General features: G+C 73.3%; 12 protein-coding genes. 3 read left to right on the top strand and 9 right to left on the bottom strand.

The annotated features are described in order from the left end of the window. The first annotated feature begins 213 nt into the window (after nt 1-213). The gene (locus O7603_RS26740; protein WP_281572501.1) at nt 214-1,110 is read left to right on the top strand and encodes an AAA family ATPase; all 897 of its coding nucleotides are present in this window, start codon (nt 214-216) and stop codon (nt 1,108-1,110) included. A gap of 53 nt (nt 1,111-1,163) precedes the next feature. Here O7603_RS26740 and O7603_RS26735 read toward each other — a convergent pair whose 3' ends face one another. The 9 genes from O7603_RS26735 to argS all read right to left on the bottom strand — a co-directional run bounded on the left by O7603_RS26735 (nt 1,164) and on the right by argS (nt 18,863). After that, nucleotides 1,164-4,592 (bottom strand): phosphodiester glycosidase family protein, encoded by a 3,429-nt coding sequence (locus O7603_RS26735; protein ID WP_281572500.1) that lies wholly within the window; start codon nt 4,590-4,592, stop codon nt 1,164-1,166. A gap of 506 nt (nt 4,593-5,098) precedes the next feature. Then, nucleotides 5,099-7,063, bottom strand: coding sequence for a transcription termination factor Rho (gene rho, locus O7603_RS26730; RefSeq protein ID WP_281572499.1), 1,965 nt, complete (start codon nt 7,061-7,063; stop codon nt 5,099-5,101). A 294-nt stretch (nt 7,064-7,357) separates the two neighbouring features. Continuing rightward, complete coding sequence (gene thrB, locus O7603_RS26725; RefSeq protein WP_281572498.1) at nt 7,358-8,302, bottom strand: homoserine kinase; 945 nt, start codon at nt 8,300-8,302, stop codon at nt 7,358-7,360. Nucleotides 8,303-8,360: 58 nt separating this feature from the next. Beyond that, on the bottom strand, nt 8,361-9,605 hold the full coding sequence (locus O7603_RS26720; RefSeq protein WP_281572497.1) for an MFS transporter: 1,245 nt from the start codon (nt 9,603-9,605) through the stop codon (nt 8,361-8,363). 178 nt (nt 9,606-9,783) lie between these two features. Beyond that, the gene (locus O7603_RS26715) at nt 9,784-13,071 is read right to left on the bottom strand and encodes an efflux RND transporter permease subunit (protein WP_281572496.1); all 3,288 of its coding nucleotides are present in this window, start codon (nt 13,069-13,071) and stop codon (nt 9,784-9,786) included. Nucleotides 13,072-13,198: 127 nt separating this feature from the next. Continuing rightward, nucleotides 13,199-14,248, bottom strand: coding sequence for a threonine synthase (thrC, locus tag O7603_RS26710; protein ID WP_281572495.1), 1,050 nt, complete (start codon nt 14,246-14,248; stop codon nt 13,199-13,201). 224 nt (nt 14,249-14,472) lie between these two features. Beyond that, nucleotides 14,473-15,792: a homoserine dehydrogenase gene (locus O7603_RS26705; RefSeq protein WP_281576822.1), complete on the bottom strand. Its 1,320-nt coding sequence runs from the start codon at nt 15,790-15,792 to the stop codon at nt 14,473-14,475. An 8-nt stretch (nt 15,793-15,800) separates the two neighbouring features. Beyond that, nucleotides 15,801-17,189, bottom strand: coding sequence for a diaminopimelate decarboxylase (gene lysA / locus O7603_RS26700; protein ID WP_281572494.1), 1,389 nt, complete (start codon nt 17,187-17,189; stop codon nt 15,801-15,803). A 6-nt stretch (nt 17,190-17,195) separates the two neighbouring features. Then, nucleotides 17,196-18,863 carry an arginine--tRNA ligase gene (gene argS, locus O7603_RS26695; protein ID WP_281572493.1) on the bottom strand — a complete coding sequence of 556 codons (1,668 nt, stop codon included), beginning with the start codon at nt 18,861-18,863 and terminating at the stop codon, nt 17,196-17,198. Nucleotides 18,864-18,962: 99 nt separating this feature from the next. On the opposite strand from argS, the gene O7603_RS26690 reads away from it, so the two are divergent. Together O7603_RS26690 and O7603_RS26685 are read left to right on the top strand one after the other, a co-directional pair. Next, nucleotides 18,963-19,760 carry a DUF3105 domain-containing protein gene (locus O7603_RS26690; RefSeq protein ID WP_281572492.1) on the top strand — a complete coding sequence of 266 codons (798 nt, stop codon included), beginning with the start codon at nt 18,963-18,965 and terminating at the stop codon, nt 19,758-19,760. A gap of 8 nt (nt 19,761-19,768) precedes the next feature. Further along, entirely contained in the window at nt 19,769-20,431 is a 663-nt protein-coding gene (locus O7603_RS26685) for a DUF305 domain-containing protein (RefSeq protein WP_281572491.1), read from the top strand. Nucleotides 20,432-20,446: the final 15 nt, after the last annotated feature.

Here is a 20,446-nt window from a genome sequence, read left to right as displayed (position 1 = left end):
AACCGGTGGCCGATTGACCAGTGTGCCATGAGCTCGCGCCAAGCCCGTCGGGGGGCCGCACAGCTGGTCCGGCATCGACAACGCACGGCGTCCTCGTCGCATTCCCGCCGTCCGGCGGGGCATTCACCCGCGACGGCGGTAGCCTCGCCGTGCCCCGTGCGGGGTACGGCGGGCACACCGACCAGCGCGCGAGGCGACACGGAGGTGAGCGCGATGCCCCGCCTGATCGCGACCCGGGGACTGCCCGCCTCGGGAAAGACCAGCTTCGCCCGGACGCTCCAACCGTCCGTGGTCCGGGTCAACCGGGACGACCTGCGCCGGATGCTGCACGGCGAGCGGCTCTTCACCCAGTGGGCCGAGGCGCAGGTGACCACCGCCCAGCGGGCGCAGGTCGAGGCGCTGCTGCGGGCCCGGGCCGATGTCTGCGTCGACGACACCAACCTCCGCTCCCGGACGCTGCGGGACTGGGCCGAACTGGCCGCCCGGTACGGCGCCGAGTTCGAGGTGCACGACTTCACCGACGTGCCGCTGGCGGAGTGCCTACGCCGCGACGCCGCGCGGCCGGAGGCGGACCGGGTCGGGGAGGCGGCCATCCGCCGGCTGCACGAGCGCTACCTGGAGGGGCGCACCCTGCCGCTGCCGGTCCCGGCGGCGCGCGCCGGCCGGCCGGCGCGGGTGCACGAGCCGTCGGCAGGGGCGCCGGACATCGTCCTGGTGGACATCGACGGCACCGTCGCCCTGAACGTCTCGCGCAGCCCGTACGACATGACCCGGGTGGGCGAGGACCAGCCCAACGAGGCGGTGATCGCCGCGGTCCGGGCCATGCACGCCGCCGGGTACGGGGTGATCTTCTGCTCCGGCCGGGACGCCACGGCCCGGGCCGACACGGAGGCCTGGCTGGCGCGGCACGTCCGGGTGCCGTACCTCGCGCTGCATCTGCGCGCGGTCGGCGACGCGCGCAAGGACTCGGTCGTGAAGCGGGAGATCTACGAGCGGGAGGTGCGGGATCGCTACCGGGTGGTCGGCGTCTTCGACGACCGGATGCAGGTCGTCCGGATGTGGCGCTCCCTCGGTCTCACCGTCTTCCAGGTCGCCGAGGGCGATTTCTGAGGCACTCCCGGTGTGGAGGGGTCCCGCGCCGGGCGCGGGACCCCTCCCCGGTCTCAGGCGGCCGGGGCGGCGACCCGTCGGGTGGTGGTGACGGTGGCGTCGGCGCGGACGCCGTTCACGGTCACCGCGAGCACCACCGACGCGCCGGGCCGCAGGGCGGTCAGCCGGCCGCTGGCCGGGTCGAACCAGGCCGCGTGCCAGGGCCGCAGCCCGGTCACGGGTCCCACGTGCACGGACGGGGAGGCCGACCAGTCGGCGCTCACCGGCGCGGCCACCGGCACCGTACGCCCGCCCGGCTGGGTGAGCGTGGCGGTGACCGTCACCGGGGCGCCCACCGCCACGCTGGCCGGCGCGCTGACCACGAGCCGGTCGGTGTGCGCGTGCGTCTCGGCGTCGACCCAGCGCGGTCCCTCGGCGAGCGGATCGCGCCGGGCCCGGTCGGCCTCGGCGGGCGTCACCGGGTCGACGCCGAACTCGGTCCAGCCGGTGAAGCCGCCCCGGTCCGCCGGGGTGGACGGCGTCTTGCCGGAGTTGCCGTTGATCACGTACGGCACACCGTCCACGCGCTCGGCGTGGAAGGTGCCGACGTGCCCGCCGACGAAGAGCGCGCCCTTGCCGGTGCGGTGCTGGAAGTCGGCGAGCCACTCCTCCAGCAGTGCCGCCTCCTTGCGGTCGCCCAGTCGGCTGGCCTTGGCCGGGCTGGGGTCGCGGGGCGGGTGGTGGTGCAGCACCACGACCGAGCCGACCGCCCGGTCGGTGGCGGCCGAGTCCAGCGCCTCGCGCAGCATCCGCACCTGGTCGAAGCCGCCGCCCCGCAGGGAGCCGGTGGACGAGTCCAGCGTGACGAACCGGGTGCCCCGGTGGTCGAAGACCCGCGAGGTGTCGCCGAACGCGGCCCGGAAGTTGCTGATCGGGGCGCCCATGATCTCGTGGTTGCCCGGCACGTAGTACCAGGGCAGGGCGTCGCCCAACTCCTCGTCCAGCAGACGCCGGGCCAGCACGAAATCCGCCGGGTACGCGGTGTCCACCAGGTCGCCGTTGATCACCAGGAAGTCCGGCTTCGCCGCCTTCACCTCACGGAGCGTACGGCGGGCCTGGGCGACCAGGTCGCTGTCCGGGTCGGCCGCGACGAACTGCGCGTCGGACATCACCGCGAACCGCCACGGCGCGCCGTCCACGGTCCCGTCCCGGACCACCACCCCGTCGGTACGCGGCGCCTCGGCCGGCACGTCCACCGACGGCGGCACCTTGGCCACCAGGTCGTCGATGACGACCTCGCTGGTGTACTGCGCCGCGGCGTTGGTCTCCGCGACGTAGAAGCGCCGGACCCGCACCGGGTACTGCACCCCGGCCGGCACCGCGAACTCGACGTACCGCCAGCCGGTCCAGGTGATGTACGGCCCACGCAGCACGTGCTGGGTGTCCTGCGCGTCGTGCAGGTGCAGGCTCGGCCACTCCCCCTTGCCGTTGCCGTGGATCCACATGCCGAACGCCTGCGGCTGGCCGGGCACCTCGATCCAGGCCGGCGGGTCGGCGTACGCGGCCCGGGTCCCGGTGGACTGGCCGAAGTCGTACGACATCTTCAGGCCCGTGCCGGTGTGACCCGGCGCCGGCGCGACCGACCCGCTCGCCCTGGCCTGGCTGAACTTCCACGCCGCCGCGTCGTCGAAGGAGGCCACCGGCTGGTCGGTCAGCCCGACGGTCACCGGGACGACCGTGCTCACGCGTCCGACGTGGACGGTGATCAGACCCGCACCGGTGTCCTTCAGCGCGGTCACCGCGAGGTTGCCGTCGGCGGTCGGGGCGAGCCGCAGCAGCTCGTGGTCGTACTCCAGTCTCAGGTCGGCGGGCTCGATGGGAGCGGTGTTCCCCTCCGCGTCGTAGCCGACCACCCCGAGCAGCGCGCTGCCGTCCCGGCCGGTCAGCCCCACCCGCTCCACCGTGGAGTCGACCCGCTGGAGCGGCCCGAGGACGGTGAGGTCGAGGGCGCCGGTGGCCGCGCCGCGACCGGCGGAGACGGTCACCGCACCGGGCAGCAGGGCGCGGAACACGCCGTTGGCGTCCACCCGGCCGTGCACCATCGAGTTGGCGCGCCAGGTCGGCCTGCCGGCCGCCGGGCCGTACGTCTCGTCGTAGCCGGCGGCGGTCAGCCGCCGGGTCAGGCCGGGAAAGACCCGGTCCGGCCGGCCTCCGCGCACCGGGGACACGCCCGGTGCGCTGGTCGGGTCGCTCGCCGTCTCCACCCAGTAGCCGGTGAGCCGGCCGCTGCCCTGTGGCGCGTAGAGGGCGAGGCCGTTGGGGACGGCCCGCTCGGAGCCGTCCGAGGGGCTGTTCTCCACCTGGACGGCCGCCGCGCCCGGCTCGCGGGCGAGCAGCGTCGACGAGCCGCCGCCGTCGAGGTTGAGCGCGTGGTGAGCGCCCAACTCGGCCATCATCCGGCCCATCTCGGTCTGGGTGACGCCCCGGCTGTCGACCTGGCGGCCGTCCACGGTCAGCATGACCATCGTGTGGCCGTCGGCGGTGAAGCCGACCGCGGTACGCGGCGCCAGCGACGCGTCCGCGATGTTCTGCACCACGCCGTCGCGGACCAGCACGTTGCCGCCACCGACCGCGGCGTGCAGGCTGCTACCGTCGGAGGGCTTCGGCCGCCAGGCCACCTCCACCGGGTCGCCGGCCCGCAGGCCGGCGAGCGCGTCGGCGCCTGCGTCGCGACCGAGCAGGATGGTGGTGCCGGCGGCGATCGGCCCGCTGCCGGCCGCCGGGGCGACGCTGGCCACCCGGCCACCGACCACGGCGACCTCGGTGACCCGGGCCGCGCCCTCCACCGCACGCCCCCGGGTGTACGTCCCCCAGAGCGCGGTGAAGGCGCCGATGCCGCCCGACTGGACCATGTTGTTGAACTGGGTCAGCGCGACCGGCCCGGTGGGCAGGGTGGCCGTGCCGTCGAAGTTCACCTCGATCACCCGGCCGACGCCCTCGGTGGTCACCGCCACCGCGTTGCGGTGCCCGCTGACCGCCGACTGGACCAGTTCGCCGTCGCGGATGCCGACGCCCTGGGCAGCGCCCGAGTTGTTGATGTCGAAGAAGTCGCCGTTGACCGCGGCGACCGCGCGGGACCGGTCCACCGCGCCCCGTAGCGGCTCCGCCCGGCTCACCGCACCCGAGTTGACGTAGTCGACGGTCACCCCGCCGGTGAGGTCGGCGGTGAGCGCGTCGGCCCGCAGCCAGCCGTCGGCGCCGTACCGGTCGAACGAGGTCAGCCGCACGCCGGGGGCGACCGGCCGGGTCGTCTTCGTGGTCTCCAGGCCGCCGCCCGGCTCGACACCGGCGGCGGTCGCGGTGGTCGCGGTGGTGGTGTCGTCCGCGGCGAGGGCGCCCGGCGTGGCGGGCGCGGCGGTGGCCGGCACCGGACCGGCGAGGGTGAGCAGCGGCGTCAGCAGCAGGACGCCGGCGAGGTGGGCGGATCGTCTGCGGGTACGCATGGACGACAGTCAACCCGAAGATGAATAGAAGTTTCAATACTTGACGCTTTAACTGAAGGAAAACTGCACACGGCCCGCCGGCCGCGATTCTGGCGGGCCGGCAGCGCGGCCCGGCTCGGCGGCGCGACCCAGCGGGGTGGCTCGGCGGCGTGACCACTCAGCGTGACAGCCCACCCGGCCCGCCACCGCCCCTGTGCGCTCCCTTTGCTCTGCACCCGAATACGCACCGGGAACGGTGAGTCACTGGTGCGTATTCGGGTGCAGAGCAAAGGAGGAGAGGAGAGGAGAGGAGAGGAGAGGAGGAGCGGGTGTCACGCCGTTTTGGCAGAGGCCCTGTTCAAAGCCATGACGGCCGTACCGGCGGATCACGGCGGCGGCCCCGCCCACCGAGTCCGACTACTGAGCGTCAATATGGCCCGATGGCCGCTCGTCCTCACCGAGCGTGAGTACGACTGAGGGGCACGGCCAGACGGCCGTGCCCCTCATGCCCGGTGCTGACCGGGGAGTCACTCCCCCGGCGTGGACTTCGCGATCTGCATCAGGAACTCGATGTTGGTGCGGGACTGCTTCAACCGGTCGAGCAACAGGTCCAGCGCGGCCTGCGAGTCCAGCGAGTGCAGCACCTTGCGGAGCTTGTGGACGATCGCCAGCTCCTCGGGTGCGAGCAGGACCTCCTCCTTACGGGTGCCGGAGGCGTTGATGTCGACCGCGGGGAACGTCCGCTTGTCGGCGATCTTCCGGTCCAGCTTCAGCTCCGCATTGCCGGTGCCCTTGAACTCCTCGAAGATGACCGTGTCCGCCATGGAACCGGTCTCCACCAGCGCGGTGGCGAGGATGGTCAGCGAGCCGCCGTTCTCGATGTTGCGGGCCGCGCCGAGGAAGCGCTTCGGCGGGTAGAGCGCGGTGGAGTCGATACCACCCGACATGATCCGGCCGCTGGCCGGCGCCGCCAGGTTGTACGACCGGCCGAGCCGGGTCACCGAGTCGAGCAGCACGACCACGTCGTGCCCCAGCTCGACCAGGCGCTTCGCCCGCTCGATCGCCAGCTCCGCCACCGTCGTGTGGTCCTGCGGCGGACGGTCGAACGTGGCCGCGATGACCTCGCCCTTCACCGACCGCTGCATGTCGGTGACCTCTTCCGGCCGCTCGTCCACCAGCACCACCATCAGGTGGCACTCCGGGTTGTTGCGGGTGATGGCGTTCGCCAGCGCCTGCAGCACCATCGTCTTACCCGCCTTCGGCGGCGACACGATGAGCGCCCGCTGACCCTTGCCGATCGGCATCACCAGGTCGATCACCCGGGTGGTCAGGATGTGCGGCTCCGTCTCCAACCGCAACCGCTCCTGCGGGTACAGCGGAGTCAGCTTGTAGAACTCCGGCCGGCGACGAGCCTCCTCCGGCTCCATCCCGTTGATGGTGTCCAGCCGGACCAGCGGGTTGTACTTGTCCCGCCGCTGATCGCCCTCGCGGGCCGACCGGACCGCGCCGGTGATCGCGTCACCGCGGCGCAGGCCGTACTTCTTGATCTGGGACATCGACACGTAGACGTCGTTCGGGCCGGCCAGGTAGCCGGTGGTCCGGACGAAGGCGTAGTTGTCGAGCACGTCGATGATGCCGGCCACCGGGACGAGCACCTCGTCCTCGCCGACCTGCGGCTCGCGGCCACCGCCCTCGCCGCCCTCGGGGCGCTCGCCCCGGCCGCGGCGACGGTCCCGGAAGCGGCTGCGCCGGCCACGCCGGCCACCGCCCTCGCCGTCCTCGTCGCCGTCGTTGTCCCGCTCGGCACGCTGGCCACGGTCGTTGCGGTCGCCCCGATCGTTGCGGTCGCCCCGGTCGCCCCGGTCGCCCCGGTCGTTGCGATCGGAGCGCTCGTTACGCTCGGCCCGCTCACCGCGCTCGGCCCGCTCACCACGGTCGCCACGCTCGGCCCGCTCACCACGCTCGGCCCGCTCGTTGCGGTCACCGCGCTCACCGCGGTCGCCACGCTCGTTACGGTCACGCCCGCCGCGGCCCTCGCCCCGGTCGGCACGCTCGCCGGCCTCCGCCTCCTCGGTGGCGCGAGCCTCGCCGCTCCGGCGACGGCTCCGGCCGCGACCCTCGGTCTCGGCCGTGGCCGGCTCGGCCGTGGCCGGCTCGGTGGTGCGCCGCTCGGCCTCCGGCCGCTCGGCGGTCTCCCGGACCTCGGCGTGCACCTCGTCACGGGCGGGAGCAGCCGCGGCCGCGACCTCGGCCCGCGGTCGAGGGGTGCCGGCGGCGGCGCCGCCCTGCCGCTCGGAGATCGCGCTGATCAGCTCGCCCTTACGCATGCGAGCTGTTCCCGAGATGCCGAGCGACGCGGCCAGGCTCTGGAGCTCTGGCAGCAGCATCGCCGACAGACCGGTGCCGCTGCGCCGACGACGGGCGGGAGCGGCGGCAGTGGCATCGCCAGCGACGTTGGAAACATCCGACGTCACGTCGGTGGTGTCGCTCAATGGATTCCTTCCCTCGATAGGCCGGGACTGCCCGGAGTCGACAAGCAGGTGGCCGGGCGGCCTCGGTGCACCCGCATCGCATGAACGCGTCGCGGGAGTCTGTGACACAGCAGCCGGTGGTTTCCCGACTCACCACCATCGGTGAGCAGGTCTCGCCGTCTGCGGCGACCTGTGGAAACTGCGGTGCGGCGTGGGCCTTGGCAGGGGTGACGGGCTGACCGCCGAGAGCTTCGGGGGTGCGCCGACCCGCAGGAAGATCGCATGCTTCGCGGCTGTGCTAAGTCTAGAGCGTAATCAACTCTTCCGACCTGCGGCAACAGGGTCCCGCTCGGCGTGTCCAAGTCTACCCCGGGCGACCCGGGCACCGCTGACATCTACCGGCAACCGCCAGACCTGCCAGTCTGTTCCCGGATCCAGGCCGGCGGGCGGCTCGGTCAGCGCCAGCACCGTCGGCCCGGCCCCACTGACCACAGCCGCCACATCCGCCGCACGCAACGCGCTGACCAGGGCGGCCGTGCCGGGCATACCGGGAGCGCGGTAGTCCTGGTGCAGCCGGTCCACCGTTGCCGGCAGCAGCAGCGCCGGGTCGGCGGTCAACGCGTGCACGAGCAGGGCCGCCCGCCCCACGGTCAGCGCCGCGTCGGAGTGCGGCACCGTGGCCGGCAGGGCCGCCCGGGCCGCCGCGGTCAGCCCCCGCTCGGTGGGCACGAAGGCCGTCGGCCGCACGCCCTCGGCGACCGGGCGGGAGACCGCCCGAGCGCCCGTCGGCCCGGTCCACGCCACGGTGAAGCCACCGAGCAGGCAGGGCGCCACGTTGTCGGGGTGGCCCTCCAGCTCGGCGGCGAGCCGGAGCACGTCGGCGTCGCCCAGGCGGCGCTCGCCGTCGGTCACCAGCGCACGGGCCAGCAGCACGCCCGCCACGATCGCCGCGGACGACGAGCCCAGCCCTCGGGCCTGCGGGATGCGGTTGACGCACTCCACGACGAGCCCGGCCGGCTCCGCGCCGAGCCGGGCGAAGGCGGCCCGCATGGACCGGACCACGAGATGCTGGTCGTCGTCGGGCAGCTCGCCCGCGCCCTGCCCGCTCACCGTCACCCGGACGCCCTCCGGCGCCACCTCGGCGGCCACGTCGTCGTAGAGCCCGAGGGCGAGACCCAGCGCGTCGAAGCCCGGCCCCAGGTTGGCGCTGGTGGCGGGAACCCGGACCCGGACCGGCCCGGCGATGAAGTTCGTCGGCACGGGCTCATGCTAGGGCGCGGGACCGACGATCCCGCTCTCCGCCCGCACGGTGGGACCGCTACCGCGTCGCGCCCGCTGCCGGCTCGGGGACCGGGTCGGCCAGGGAGAGCCGGCGGGTGGCGATCCGCCAGCCGATCGCGTACACCAGGGTGACCAGGCCGCAACCGGCCAGCACCACCCGCTCGTCCACGATGTCGACCACCGCGGCCACCGCGAGCTGGCTGACCGAGATGGCCAGCGTCGCCAGCATCATGTCGGTGGCGAAGACGCGCCCGCGCAGCCGGTCCGGCACCTCGCCCTGCAGGGCGAAGTTCGACATCACCCAGTTGCTGCCGCCGGCGAAGTGCGCCACGAAGACCAGCAGCAGCACGAGCGGGAACCAGCCCACCACCGACGTGCCGAGGTAGGCCAGCCCGTACAGCGACATCGACAGCGCCAGCCCGGGCAACAGCCAGGACCGGTTGGTCAGCACCCGGCGCATCAGGATCGGCCCGACCAGCGCGCCCGCCCCGCGGACGGCGAACAGCAGCCCCGCGCCGGCCGGCCCGGCGCCGTACACGGCGGCCAGCAGCGGGAAGACCGTCAGCACGCCGTTGCCGAGGCCCACCGCCGACTTCACGGTGACCAGCGCCAACACCCGCGGCCGCTGCCCGATGTAGCGCAGCGCCTCGCCGACCGCCGTCCAGGCCCGCTGCGGCGGCCGGTCGCGGTCCCGGGGCGCCTGCAACGGCCGGCGGATGGTCGCGGCGAGGCCCGCGGCGAGCGCCAGGCCGACCGCGCCGATCCAGAAGCAGGCGTACGGCCCGACGTGCGCGGTCAGCACACCGCCCAGTGAGGCGCCGACGACGGTCATGGTGCCCCACGCCGAGCCGGCGATCGCGTTGCCCGCCGCCAACTCCTCCGGGTCGAGCACGTTGGGCAGGGCGGCCTGGGCCGCAGGCGAGTAGAACGCCTTCGCGACCGCGACCACCCCGATCGCCACCATCGCCAGCCAGGCGGTGCCCCCGCCGCGCACGCCGAGGAGCAGCAGCACCCCGACCAGGGCGGCCGCGTTCGCGACCATCATGATCTTCCGCCGGTCGAACCGGTCGGCGATCGTGCCGGTGTACGGCAGCAGCAGCGCCACGATCCCGGTGTCCACGGCCAGCACCAGAGCGCCCCACACCCCGCTGCCGGTCAGCTTCGGCAGCAGCACCAGCAGCGGCACCATGACGAACCAGTCGGCGCCGAAGACCACCAGCTCGGCGAGGAAGAGGTTGCGGAAGTTCCGGTTGCGGGTGAGGACGGACAGGGTGGACGCCACGGACGAGGACCCTATCCCGCGCCTCCCGGTCGTCACCCGCACCGCCCCCTGCCGCGCCAAGGCCCCGAGTATGGGTCCGCCGCCCGCCGCGCGCCGTCGGCGATCCGACGCGTACGCCCGGACGCGGAACGCCCCCGGCGGGTCGGAACCCGCCGGGGGCGTCTCGGAGGCAGCCCGCCTACTCGGTGGGCGGCAAGGGCGAGGTACGGCTTCGCGGCAGCCGGAGCACCTCGAACTGGTCCGTACCGTCGACCAGGGCGGCGGACGGCGCGGGCCGGGCGGCGGGCTCGGCCGACGACGGCTTCCCGGCCTCGGCGCCGCGCAAGGCGGCCCCAGCGGGGACCGGTGCCGGCTCGGCCGAGGCCGACGCGCCCGCCGGGGCGGTCGGCTCCGTCGGGGACGGCGAATCACCCCGGCGCAGCCGGCGCCGCTCCCGCAGCGACTCCTTGGTGTGCTCCACCATCGAGTAGAGCGTCGGCACCAGGATCAGCGTCAGCACCGTCGAGCTGAGCAGACCGCCGATGACGACGACGGCCAGCGGCTGCGAGATGAAGCCGCCCTCGCCGGTGAGCCCGAACGCCATCGGCAGCAACGCGAAGATCGTCGCCACCGCGGTCATCAGGATCGGCCGCAGCCGGCGCCGGCCGCCCTCGACCACCGCGTCCCGGACACCCATGCCCTGCGCCCGGTACTGGTTGATCAGGTCCAGCAGCACGATGGCGTTGGTCACCACGATGCCGACCAGCATGAGCACGCCGATCAGCGCCGGCACCCCGAGCGGGGTCCCGGTGGCCAGCAGCAGGCCGATCGCGCCGGTCGCCGCGAACGGGATGGAGATCAGCAGGATCAGCGCCTGGGTCAGGCTGCGGAACGTGGCCACCATGATCAGGAAGACGATCGCGATGGCGACCAGGACCGCGAGGCCCAGGTCGGCGAAGGCGTCCTCCTGGTCCGCGCTGACGCCACCCACGGCGAACGTCGCCCCCGGCACGTCGATCGCGTCCAGCCGCTCGCGCAGCTCCTGGCTGGTGGCGCCGAGGTTCGAGCCGGTGGCCGTACCGCTCACCGAGACACTGCGCTCGCCGTCGATCCGGGTCACCTGCTGCGGGCCCTCGGCCCGGGTCACCGTGGCGATGTCGCCCAGCTTCACCGGCCCGACCGGCAGCGCGCGCAGCGCGTCGATGCTGACCGGCGGCGTGGCGGTCAGTCGCAGGACCACGTCGTGCTGCATACCGTCGACGGTGACCTGGCCGAGCGGCGCGCCGCGGAACACCTGTGCCACCAGCTGGCCGACCGCGGCCTCGGTGAGGCCGGCCTGACCGGCCTTCACCCGGTCGACGGTGACGTCCACCCGCGGCACCCGATCGGCGAGGCTGGACGTGACGTCCGCCACGTCCGGCGTGCCGCGCAGCGCGGCCTCCGCCGCCTCCGACGCCCGCGTCAGCACCTGCGGGTCGGCGGCCTGGACCACGACCTCGAGCCGGCTGGCCGACGCGTCCTGCCCGCCGCCGAAGGTGAACTCGCCGGCCTCGCTGCCGAGGTCGGCGAACTCCTTGCGCAGCACCTCGCGCATCTGCTTGGCGTCGGTGTCACCGCCGAGCGCCAGCGACCAGCTGGCGACGTTGTTGCCGCCGCCACCCATCCACGGCGTGTCGCCGCCGCCGGCCGTCACCTGGTACGTCTCGACGCCGTCGGTGCGCTCCAGCACCGCCTCGACCTTGCGGGCCGCCGCGTCGGTGGCCGCCAGGCTGGTGCCGGCCGGCAGCTCCTGGCTGATGCTCAGGGTGTCCTGGCCGGAGTCGTCCAGGAAGTTCGTCTCCAGCTGGCGGGAGAGGCCGAACGTGCCGAACAGCAGCAGGACGCCGAGCCCCAGGGTGATCCACCGGGTCCGCCGGCTCCCGGTGGCGAACCCGATCACCGGCAGGTAGCCCCGCTGCAACGGGCTGCGCAGCTCCTTCTCCTCCGCGGCCCGGCGCACCGCCTCGTCGTCCGGCGTTCCGCCCGACGGCTTGAGGAACCAGTACGCCAGCACCGGGATGACGGTGAGCGACACCAGCAGCGAGGCGAGCAGCGCCACCGTGACGGTGATCGCGAACGGCGCGAAGAGCTGCCCGACGAAGCCGCCGACCAACGCGATCGGCGCGAACACGGCGACCGTGGTGAGGGTGGACGAGGTGACCGCGCCGGCCACCTCGCGGACGGCGGCGATGATCGCGTCGCGCTTCGGCTCGCCGTACTCCAGGTGCCGTTTGATGTTCTCCAGCACCACGATGGAGTCGTCGACCACCCGGCCCACCGCGATGGTCAGCGCGCCGAGGGTGAGCAGGTTGAGCGAGTAGTCACCGATCCACAGCGCGATCAGCGCGACCAGCACCGACAGCGGGATGGAGACCGCGGTGACCACCGTGGAGCGGACCGACAGCAGGAACACCAGGATGACGATGACCGCCATGACCAGGCCCAGCAGGCCCTCGGTGGTCAGGCTCTCAATCGACTTCTCCACGAACGGCGCCTGGTCGAAGACCACGGTCAGCTCGGCGCCGGAGGCGTCCTTCAGCGCGTCGAGGCGGTCGCGGATCTCGTGCGAGATCTCCACCGCGTTGCCGTCCGGCGAGGCGGTGATCGCGATACCGAGGCTGTCCTGCCCGTTGGTCCGGGTGACGGCGGTGGCCGGGGCGAGCGTCTGCTCGACGGTGGCCACGTCACCGAGGCGGACCGGGGACGGCCCCGGGGCGACGACGATGCCCCGCAGGTCGTCGAGGGTGGCGACCGGGGTGCCGACCTGCACGGGAAGGGCCAGCGTGCCGTCGGCCACCGCGCCGGCCGGGATCGCCACGCCGTTGCTCTTCAATGCGGCGCCGATCGCGGTCGGCTGGAGGTTCGCGGCGGCCAGCTTCGCGAGGTCCGGGGCGACCACGACGACGTCGTCCTGGGTGCCGGTGAGCTCGACGGTGCGGACACCCTCGATCCCCTCCAGCTCGGGCAGGACGCTGCCGCGCAGCTTCTCCGCCAGCGCCCGCTGGTCACCACCACCGGACGCGGCCAGCACGACCGCGGGCAGGTCGTCGGTGCTGCCGGCTATGACCTGCGGCTCCACGCTCTCCGGCAGTTGCGCGTCGATCCGGTTCAGCGCGGTCTGCATCTTGTTGACCATGTCGTCCAGGTCGGTGCCGAACTCGTACTGCACCTGGACGGTGGCCAAGCCCTCTCGGGAGGTCGAGGTGACCTTGTCCAGCCCCGGGATGCTCTGGAGGCTGTTCTCGATCGGCTCGGCGACCTGCGACTCGACGATCTCCGGCGCGGCGCCCGGGTAGGGGGCCACGATGAACGCGGCGGGGAACTCCAGCGAGGGCAGCAGTTGCTGCTTGAGCGACGGTACGGCGAACGCTCCGAACGCCGTGGTCACCACCGCGATGAGGGCGACCAGCCCTCGGTTGGCGAGGCTGAATCTGGCGAGCAGCGACATCGGCCTGGCTCACTCCTAGAAAAGTATGCGGGGGCAGGAGGTGAGTGTGCCCGACCCGATCAACCCGCCCCGCGCCGGGTGCACGCCCCAGCCGGCGCCCGCCACTGGCCGGTGCGGCGCGGTGCGGTCAGGCCAGGTCGAGGGAGCGGGCGGCGGCCAGCGGATCGTTGGCGATGGTCAGCGGGGCGGGCGCGGTGGAGATGGCCCACTCCGGGTCCTTGAGGCCGTGCCCGGTCACCGTGCAGACCACGGTGGCGCCGGCCGGGATCCGCCCCGCGGCGGCCTGCTGGAGCAGCCCGGCCACGCTGGCCGCGCTGCCCAGCTCGACGAAGACCCCGACCTCGCGGGCCAGCAGCCGATAGGCGGACAGGATCTCCCGATCGGTCACCGCCGCGATCAGGCCGCCCGAGGCGTCCCGGGCGTCGATCGCCCGGGTCCAGCTGGCCGGGTTGCCGATCCGGATCGCGGTGGCGATGGTCGACGGTTCACGAACCACCTCACCGGTCACCAGTGGCGCCGCCCCGGATGCCTGGAAGCCGTACATCTTCGGGGCGCGGGTGGTGCGGCCCTCGGCCAGCTCCTCCTCGTAGCCCATCCAGTACGCCGAGATGTTGCCGGCGTTGCCGACCGGCAGGCAGTGGATGTCCGGCGCGTCGCCGAGGGCCTCGACGATCTCGAAGGCGGCGGTCTTCTGGCCGTGCAGCCGGTCGATGTTGACCGAGTTGACCAGCGCGACCGGGTAGTCCTGGGCGAGCTTGGCGGCCAGCGAGAGGCAGTCGTCGAAGTTGCCGGTCACCTGGAGCAGTTTCGCGCCGTGCACCAGCGCCTGGGCCAGCTTGCCGAGCGCGATCTTGCCCTGCGGCACCAGGACCGCGCAGGTCAGCCCGGCCCGCGCCGCGTACGCCGCGGCGGAGGCGCTGGTGTTGCCGGTGGAGGCGCAGATGATCGCCTTGTTCCCCGCCTCGACCGCCTTCGAGACCGCGAGCGTCATGCCGCGGTCCTTGAACGAGCCGGTCGGGTTGGCGCCCTCGACCTTGAGGTGCACGTCGCAGCCGAGCCGGGCGGAGAGCACCGGCGCGGGCAGCAGCGGGGTGTTCCCCTCGTGCAGGGTGACGACGGGAGTGGCGTCGGTGACCGGCAGCCGGTCCCGGTACGCCTCGATCAGACCCCGCCACATGTCGCTCTCCTCGCCTCTACCGCCCCGCTGAGCTGGGGCCTCGTCCAGCGGGACCAGCCTGCCGGAGCCGGCCCGCCCGCGCCGGACTTAACCACCTGGCGGGACGCCGGTCGGGCCGCACCCGGCCGCGCCGCCGTTACGCCGCGGCACCGTCGCCACGGGCACCGCCGCGACCGGCCCGTGCGGGCCGCTCTCGAAGCGTCGGCCGTCACCGGTACAACGACTCAGAGCCCGCCCTCGACCCGGAGCACGCTCGTCACCGAGCGGACGATGTCCAGCCCGCGCAGCTCGCGGACGGTGGCGGCGAGCGCCGCGTCCGGCGCCACGTGCGTGACGATCACCAACTCGGCGTCCTCGCCTCGGCCGGGCGCCCCGGTCGGGCCACCGGCCGAGCCCTGGCGCACCGTCGCGATCGACACGTCGTGCCGGGCGAACACGCCGGCCACGGCGGCCAGGACGCCGGGACGGTCGGCCACGTCGAGGCTGACGTGGTAGCGGGTCAGCGCCTCCCCCATCGGCCGCACCGGCAGGTCGGCGTACGCGCTCTCGCTGGCCGCGCGCACCCCGGCGAGCCGGTTGCGGGCCACGGCCACCACGTCGCCGAGGACCGCGCTGGCGGTCGGCGCGCCACCGGCGCCCCGGCCGTAGAACATCAGCTGCCCGGCCGCCTCCGCCTCGACGAAGACCGCGTTGAAGGCGTCGCCGACGCTGGCCAGCGGGTGGGTCAGCGGGATCATCGCCGGGTGCACCCGGACGTTGACCGTCTCCCGACCCGTGGCGTCGGCCCCACGGGCGGCGATGCAGAGCAGCTTGATGGTGCACCCCATCGCCTTGGCGCTGGCCACGTCGGCGGCGGTCACCTCGGTGATGCCCTCCCGGTGCACGTCGGCCGCGCCGACCCGGGTGTGGAAGGCCAGCGAGGCGAGGATCGCCGCCTTGGCGGCCGCGTCGAAGCCCTCCACGTCCGCGGTCGGATCCGCCTCGGCGTACCCGAGCTCGGTCGCCTCCTCCAGCGCCTCGGCGAAGCCGGCGCCGGTGGCGTCCATGGCGGACAGGATGAAGTTGGTGGTGCCGTTGACGATGCCGGTGACGCGGTTGATCCGGTCGCCGTGCAGCGACTCGCGCAGGGGGCGCAGCAGCGGGATCGCACCGGCCACCGCGGCCTCGTAGTAGAGGTCGCCGCCACCCTCGGCGGACGCGTCGTGCAGGGCCCCGCCGTCCTCGGCCAGCAGCGCCTTGTTGGCGGTGACCACGCTCTTACCGGCGCGCAGCGCCTCGACGAGCCAGCCGCGGGCCGGCTCGATGCCGCCGACGACCTCGACCACCACGTCCACGTCGTCCCGCTTGATCAGGCCGAGCGCGTCGGTGGTGAGGAGCGCCGGGTCGACCGGCAGGTCACCGCGATCGCGGCCGAGCCGGCGTACCGCGATGCCGGCGATCTCCAGAGGGGCGCCGATCCGGGCGGCCAGGTCGGCCGACTGCTCCTGCAGCAGCCGCACCACCTCGCTCCCGACCGTGCCGCAGCCGAGCAGCGCGAGGCGCACAGGTGACGTCATCCAACATCCAATGCGAGCAGGTCCTCTTCGGTCTCCCGCCGGACGATCACGCGCGCCTGGCCGTCGCGCACCGCGACCACGGGCGGGCGCGGGACGTGGTTGTAGTTGCTGGCCATGCTCCGGCAGTAGGCGCCGGTGCCGGGCACCGCGACAAGATCTCCGGGCTGCACGTCGGCGGGCAGGAATTCATCCTTCACCACGATGTCCCCGGACTCACAGTGCTTTCCCACCACGCGGGCGAGCATCGGCTCGGCGACCGATGCCCGGCTCGCCACGGTCGCGGAGTACGACGCGCCGTAGAGCGCGGTGCGGATGTTGTCGCTCATCCCGCCGTCCACGCTGACGTAGGTGCGGATGCCGTCGACGTCCTTGACCGTGCCGACCTCGTAGAGGGTGAACACGGCCGGGCCGACGATCGCCCGGCCGGGCTCGATGGAGAGGTGCGGCACGGCCAGCCGCTCCGCCTCGCACTCGGCGTCGACGATCTTGCGGAGCCGCTTGGCCAGGTCGTGCGGCGCGGCCGGGTCGTCCTGTGTGGTGTACGCGATGCCGAAGCCGCCGCCGAGGTCCAGCTCGGGCAGCTCCACGCCCCGCGCGTCGCGGATCTGCGCCTGCAGGGCGAGCACCCGGCGGGCGGAGACCTCGAAGCCGCTGGCGTCGAAGATCTGCGAGCCGATGTGCGAGTGCAGGCCGCGCAGCTCCAGCACGTCCTCGTCGAGGATCTTGAAGGCTGCGGCCGCGGCCGCGCCACCGGCCAGGGAGAAGCCGAACTTCTGGTCCTCGTGCGCGGTGGCGATGAACTCGTGGGTGTGCGCCTCGACGCCCACCGTCACCCGGACCAGCACCCTCGGGCGGACGCCCCGCTCGCGGGCGAGCGCGGTGAGCCGGTCGATCTCGGTGACCGAGTCGACGATGATCCGGCCGACCCCGGCGTCCACCGCCCGGGTCAGCTCGGCGACCGACTTGTTGTTGCCGTGGAAGCCGATGCGCTCCGGCGGCATCCCGGCCGACAGGGCGGTGGCCAGCTCGCCGCCGCTGCACACGTCGAGGTGCAGGCCCTCCTCGGCGATCATGCGCACCACCGCGCGGCAGAGGAACGCCTTGCCGGCGTAGTAGACGTCGACCCCGTCGCCGAAGGCGGCCCGGAAGTCCCGGCAGCGCGAGCGCAGGTCGTCCTCGTCCAGCACGTAGACCGGGGTGCCGAACCGGTCGGCGAGGTCCCGGACACCGAGCCCGGCGACGGTCAGCGCGCCGTCCGTGCCCCGCTCGACGGTGCGCGGCCACAGCTGCGGCACCAGCGCGTTGACGTCGACCGGCGTACGCAGCCAGGCCGGACCGCGGTTGCCGATGTCGCCGTGCAGCGCACCGGCCTCATGAGCCCGCATGACCCGTTACATCCTCTCCGGGGCGGAGACCCCGAGCAGGCGCAGACCGTTGGCGATGACCACCCGGGTCGCGTCGTTGAGCCAGAGCCGGGCCCGGTGCAGGTCGGTGGTCTCCTCGTCACCCCGGGGGATGATCCGGCAGTTGTCGTAGAACCGGTGGTAGGACTGCGCGACCTGCTCCTCCAGGTAGCGCGCCACCCGGTGCGGCTCCCGCAGCTCGGCCGCCGTGGCCACCACGGCGGGGAACTCGGCGAGGGCCTTGAGCAGCTCGTTCTCCTTCTCGTGGCCGAGCAGCTCGGGCCGGAAGTCGGCGGCGTCGCCCCGGGCCAGCCCGACCTCGGCCGCGTTGCGGGCCACGCCGGCGGTCCGCGCGCCGACGTACTGGACGTAGTAGACCGGGTTGTCGTTCTTCGCCCGGGTCCACAGCTCCACGTCGATGTCGATGGGCGAGTCGCTGGAGTAGCGGGCCAGCGCGTAGCGGGCCGCGTCCACACCGATCGCGTCGACCAGGTCCTCCAGGGTGACCACCGTGCCGAACCGCTTGCTCATCCGCACCGGGGCGCCGTCGCGGACCAGGTTGACCAGCTGGCCGATCAGGATCTCCAGGTTGCGCTCCGGGTCGTCGCCGAAGCACGCGGCCATCGCCTTCATCCGGCCGATGTAGCCGTGGTGGTCGGCGCCCAGCATGATCACGACCCGCTCGAAACCGCGCTCGCGCTTGTCCAGGTAGTACGCGCAGTCCGCGGCGAAGTACGTCCACTCGCCGTTGGACTTGCGCAGCACCCGGTCCTTGTCGTCGCCGAACTCGGTGGTGCGCAGCCAGGTCGCGCCCTCGGCCTCGAAGACGTGGCCCTGCTCCCGCAGCCGGGTCAGGGCGAGGTCCAGCTCACCCCGGTCGTGCAGGTCCTTCTCGTTGAAGTAGGTGTCGAACTCGACGCCGAAGTCGCGCAGCGAGGAGCGGATCTCGTCGAACATCAGCGCGACGCCCTCGACCCGGAAGACCTCCTGGGCCGCCGCGTCGTCGAGCGACAGCACCTCCGGCCGGCGGGCCTGGACCTCGGCGGCGATCTCCGAGATGTACGCCCCGGCGTAGCCGTCCTCAGGCGCCGGGTCGCCCTTCGCGGCGGCCAGCAGCGACCGGGCGAACCGGTCGATCTGGGAGCCGGCGTCGTTGAAGTAGTACTCCGTGCCCACGTCGGCGCCGGTGGCCCGGAGCAGCCGGGACAGCGCGTCGCCGACCGCCGCCCACCGGACCCCGCCGATGTGCACCGGGCCGGTCGGGTTGGCGGAGACGAACTCCAGGTTGATCCGCAGGCCGGCGAGCCGCTCACTGCGGCCGTAGTCCGGGCCGCCCTCGACGATGGTCCGGGCGAGCTGGCCGGCGGCGGCCGCGTCCAGCCGGATGTTGAGGAAGCCGGGGCCGGCGATCTCCACCGACTTGACCCCCGGAGCCTTGCCGAGCTGCTCGGCGAGGCTGCCCGCCAGGTCCCGCGGGGGCACCCCGACCTTCTTGCTGAGCTGCAACGCCAGCGTCGAGGCGTAGTCGCCGTGCTCGGGGTTGCGGGGTCGCTCGACCGTCGTCCGTCCGGGGAGCACGGAGCTGTCCAGGCCCCGTTCGGTGAGGACGGCGTGGGCTGCGGCGAGGACGACCTCGGCGAGTTCTGCGGGAGTCACCGATCCATGTTATCGGGGGTAGACTCGGTCCCCGCGGCGGCGACCCACACTGTGCACCAGGCCCGCCGGTTCTCTGACCGACCGACCTGACGAGGGACGATGAGCATCAGCACCCCGGGCGGCGAGCAGCGCCGTCCGACCGTGGTCAGCACGGGCAAGAAGCCGGCGGCTGGCCGGCCCGCCGCCGGTGCCAAGGCCGGATCCGGCAAGCCGGCGGCCGCCCCGCGGGGCGGTGGCAAGGGTCCTCGCAAGCCGGTCGCCCCGGTCAAGGTCAGCCAGGGTCGCTCCTGGGGCCCGATCGCGCTCTTCGTCGCCGTCGGCGTGCTCGCCGTGGGGATCATCGGCTTCGGCGGCTGGGCGGCGTTCCAGGGTTCCAAGCCGTGGGAGGAGCGGGCCGACGGGATCAGCGGCATCGTGAACTACCGCGAGAAGGACAAGGAACTGGTCAAGGGCAGCAACCACCAGGCCGGCCCGATCCAGTACAGCATCCTCCCGCCGGTCGCTGGCCCGCACAACGGCGCCTGGCAGAACTGCATGGGCGACGTCTACGACGCACCCATCGCCAACGAGCACGCGGTGCACAGCCTGGAGCACGGCGCGGTGTGGATCACCTACCGCCCCGACCTGCCGGCCGACCAGGTCAGCGAGCTGGCCGGGAAGGTGCGCGGCAACGAGAAGATGTTCATGAGCCCGTTCGAGGGGCTGGACAAGCCGATCTCGCTGCAGGCCTGGGGCTTCCAGCTCAAGGTCGACAACGCCGACGACAGCCGGATCGACGACTTCATCAAGACGCTGCGGGTGAACGCCTCGATCGAGGGGCCGACGGCGCTCTGCAACCAAGGCATCACCGCCACCGGCACCACGCCGCGTGACGACATCCAGGCGCCGACCCAGTAAGGATCCCCATGACGGCTCCCGCGACGCTGGACAGCACGCCCGAGACCCTGGCCGCCGACGGCGGCCGGGGCTCCGCCCGACGCTTCGGCCTGGTGGCGGTGGCCGTCGCCGTCGTGGTCGGTCTCCTCCTCGGGTACGCGGGCGGCCTGCTGACGCCACGACTGACCCGCCCCGGCGACGCCTCGGTCGAGGCCGGCTTCGCCCGGGACATGACCGCCCACCACGCGCAGGCGGTGGAGATGGGTCTGATGGCCTTCCAGCGCGCCACCGATCCGGAGGTGCGCGGCATGGGCGGCGACATCGCCACTGGCCAGCAGGGCGAGATCGGCACGATGCAGACCTGGCTCCGGTCGTGGGGTCTCGACCCGACCGGCTCGCAGCCCCGGATGGCCTGGATGCCCGACGGCACCGCCACGGTCAAGGACGGGCTGATGCCGGGCATGGCGACGCCGGCCGAGATGGAGAAGCTGCGCGCCGCCCAGGGTCGGGAGTTCGATCTCCTCTTCCTGAACATGATGATCAAGCACCACCTCGGCGGGATCCACATGATCGACGGGGTGCTCGACGCCAGCGACGAGCCGGACGTGGTCCGGAGCGCGCAGACGATGAAGAACACCCAGCAGACCGACCTGACGAACATGCGGAACGCGCTCAAGCGCCTGGGCGGCTGAGCCACCCGGGCGGCC

It is taken from the genome of Micromonospora sp. WMMD812, from assembly GCF_027497215.1.
Taxonomy (GTDB): domain Bacteria; phylum Actinomycetota; class Actinomycetes; order Mycobacteriales; family Micromonosporaceae; genus Micromonospora.
Note: the sequence above shows the minus strand (reverse complement) of the source record. Positions and strands in the feature narration are given on the sequence as shown.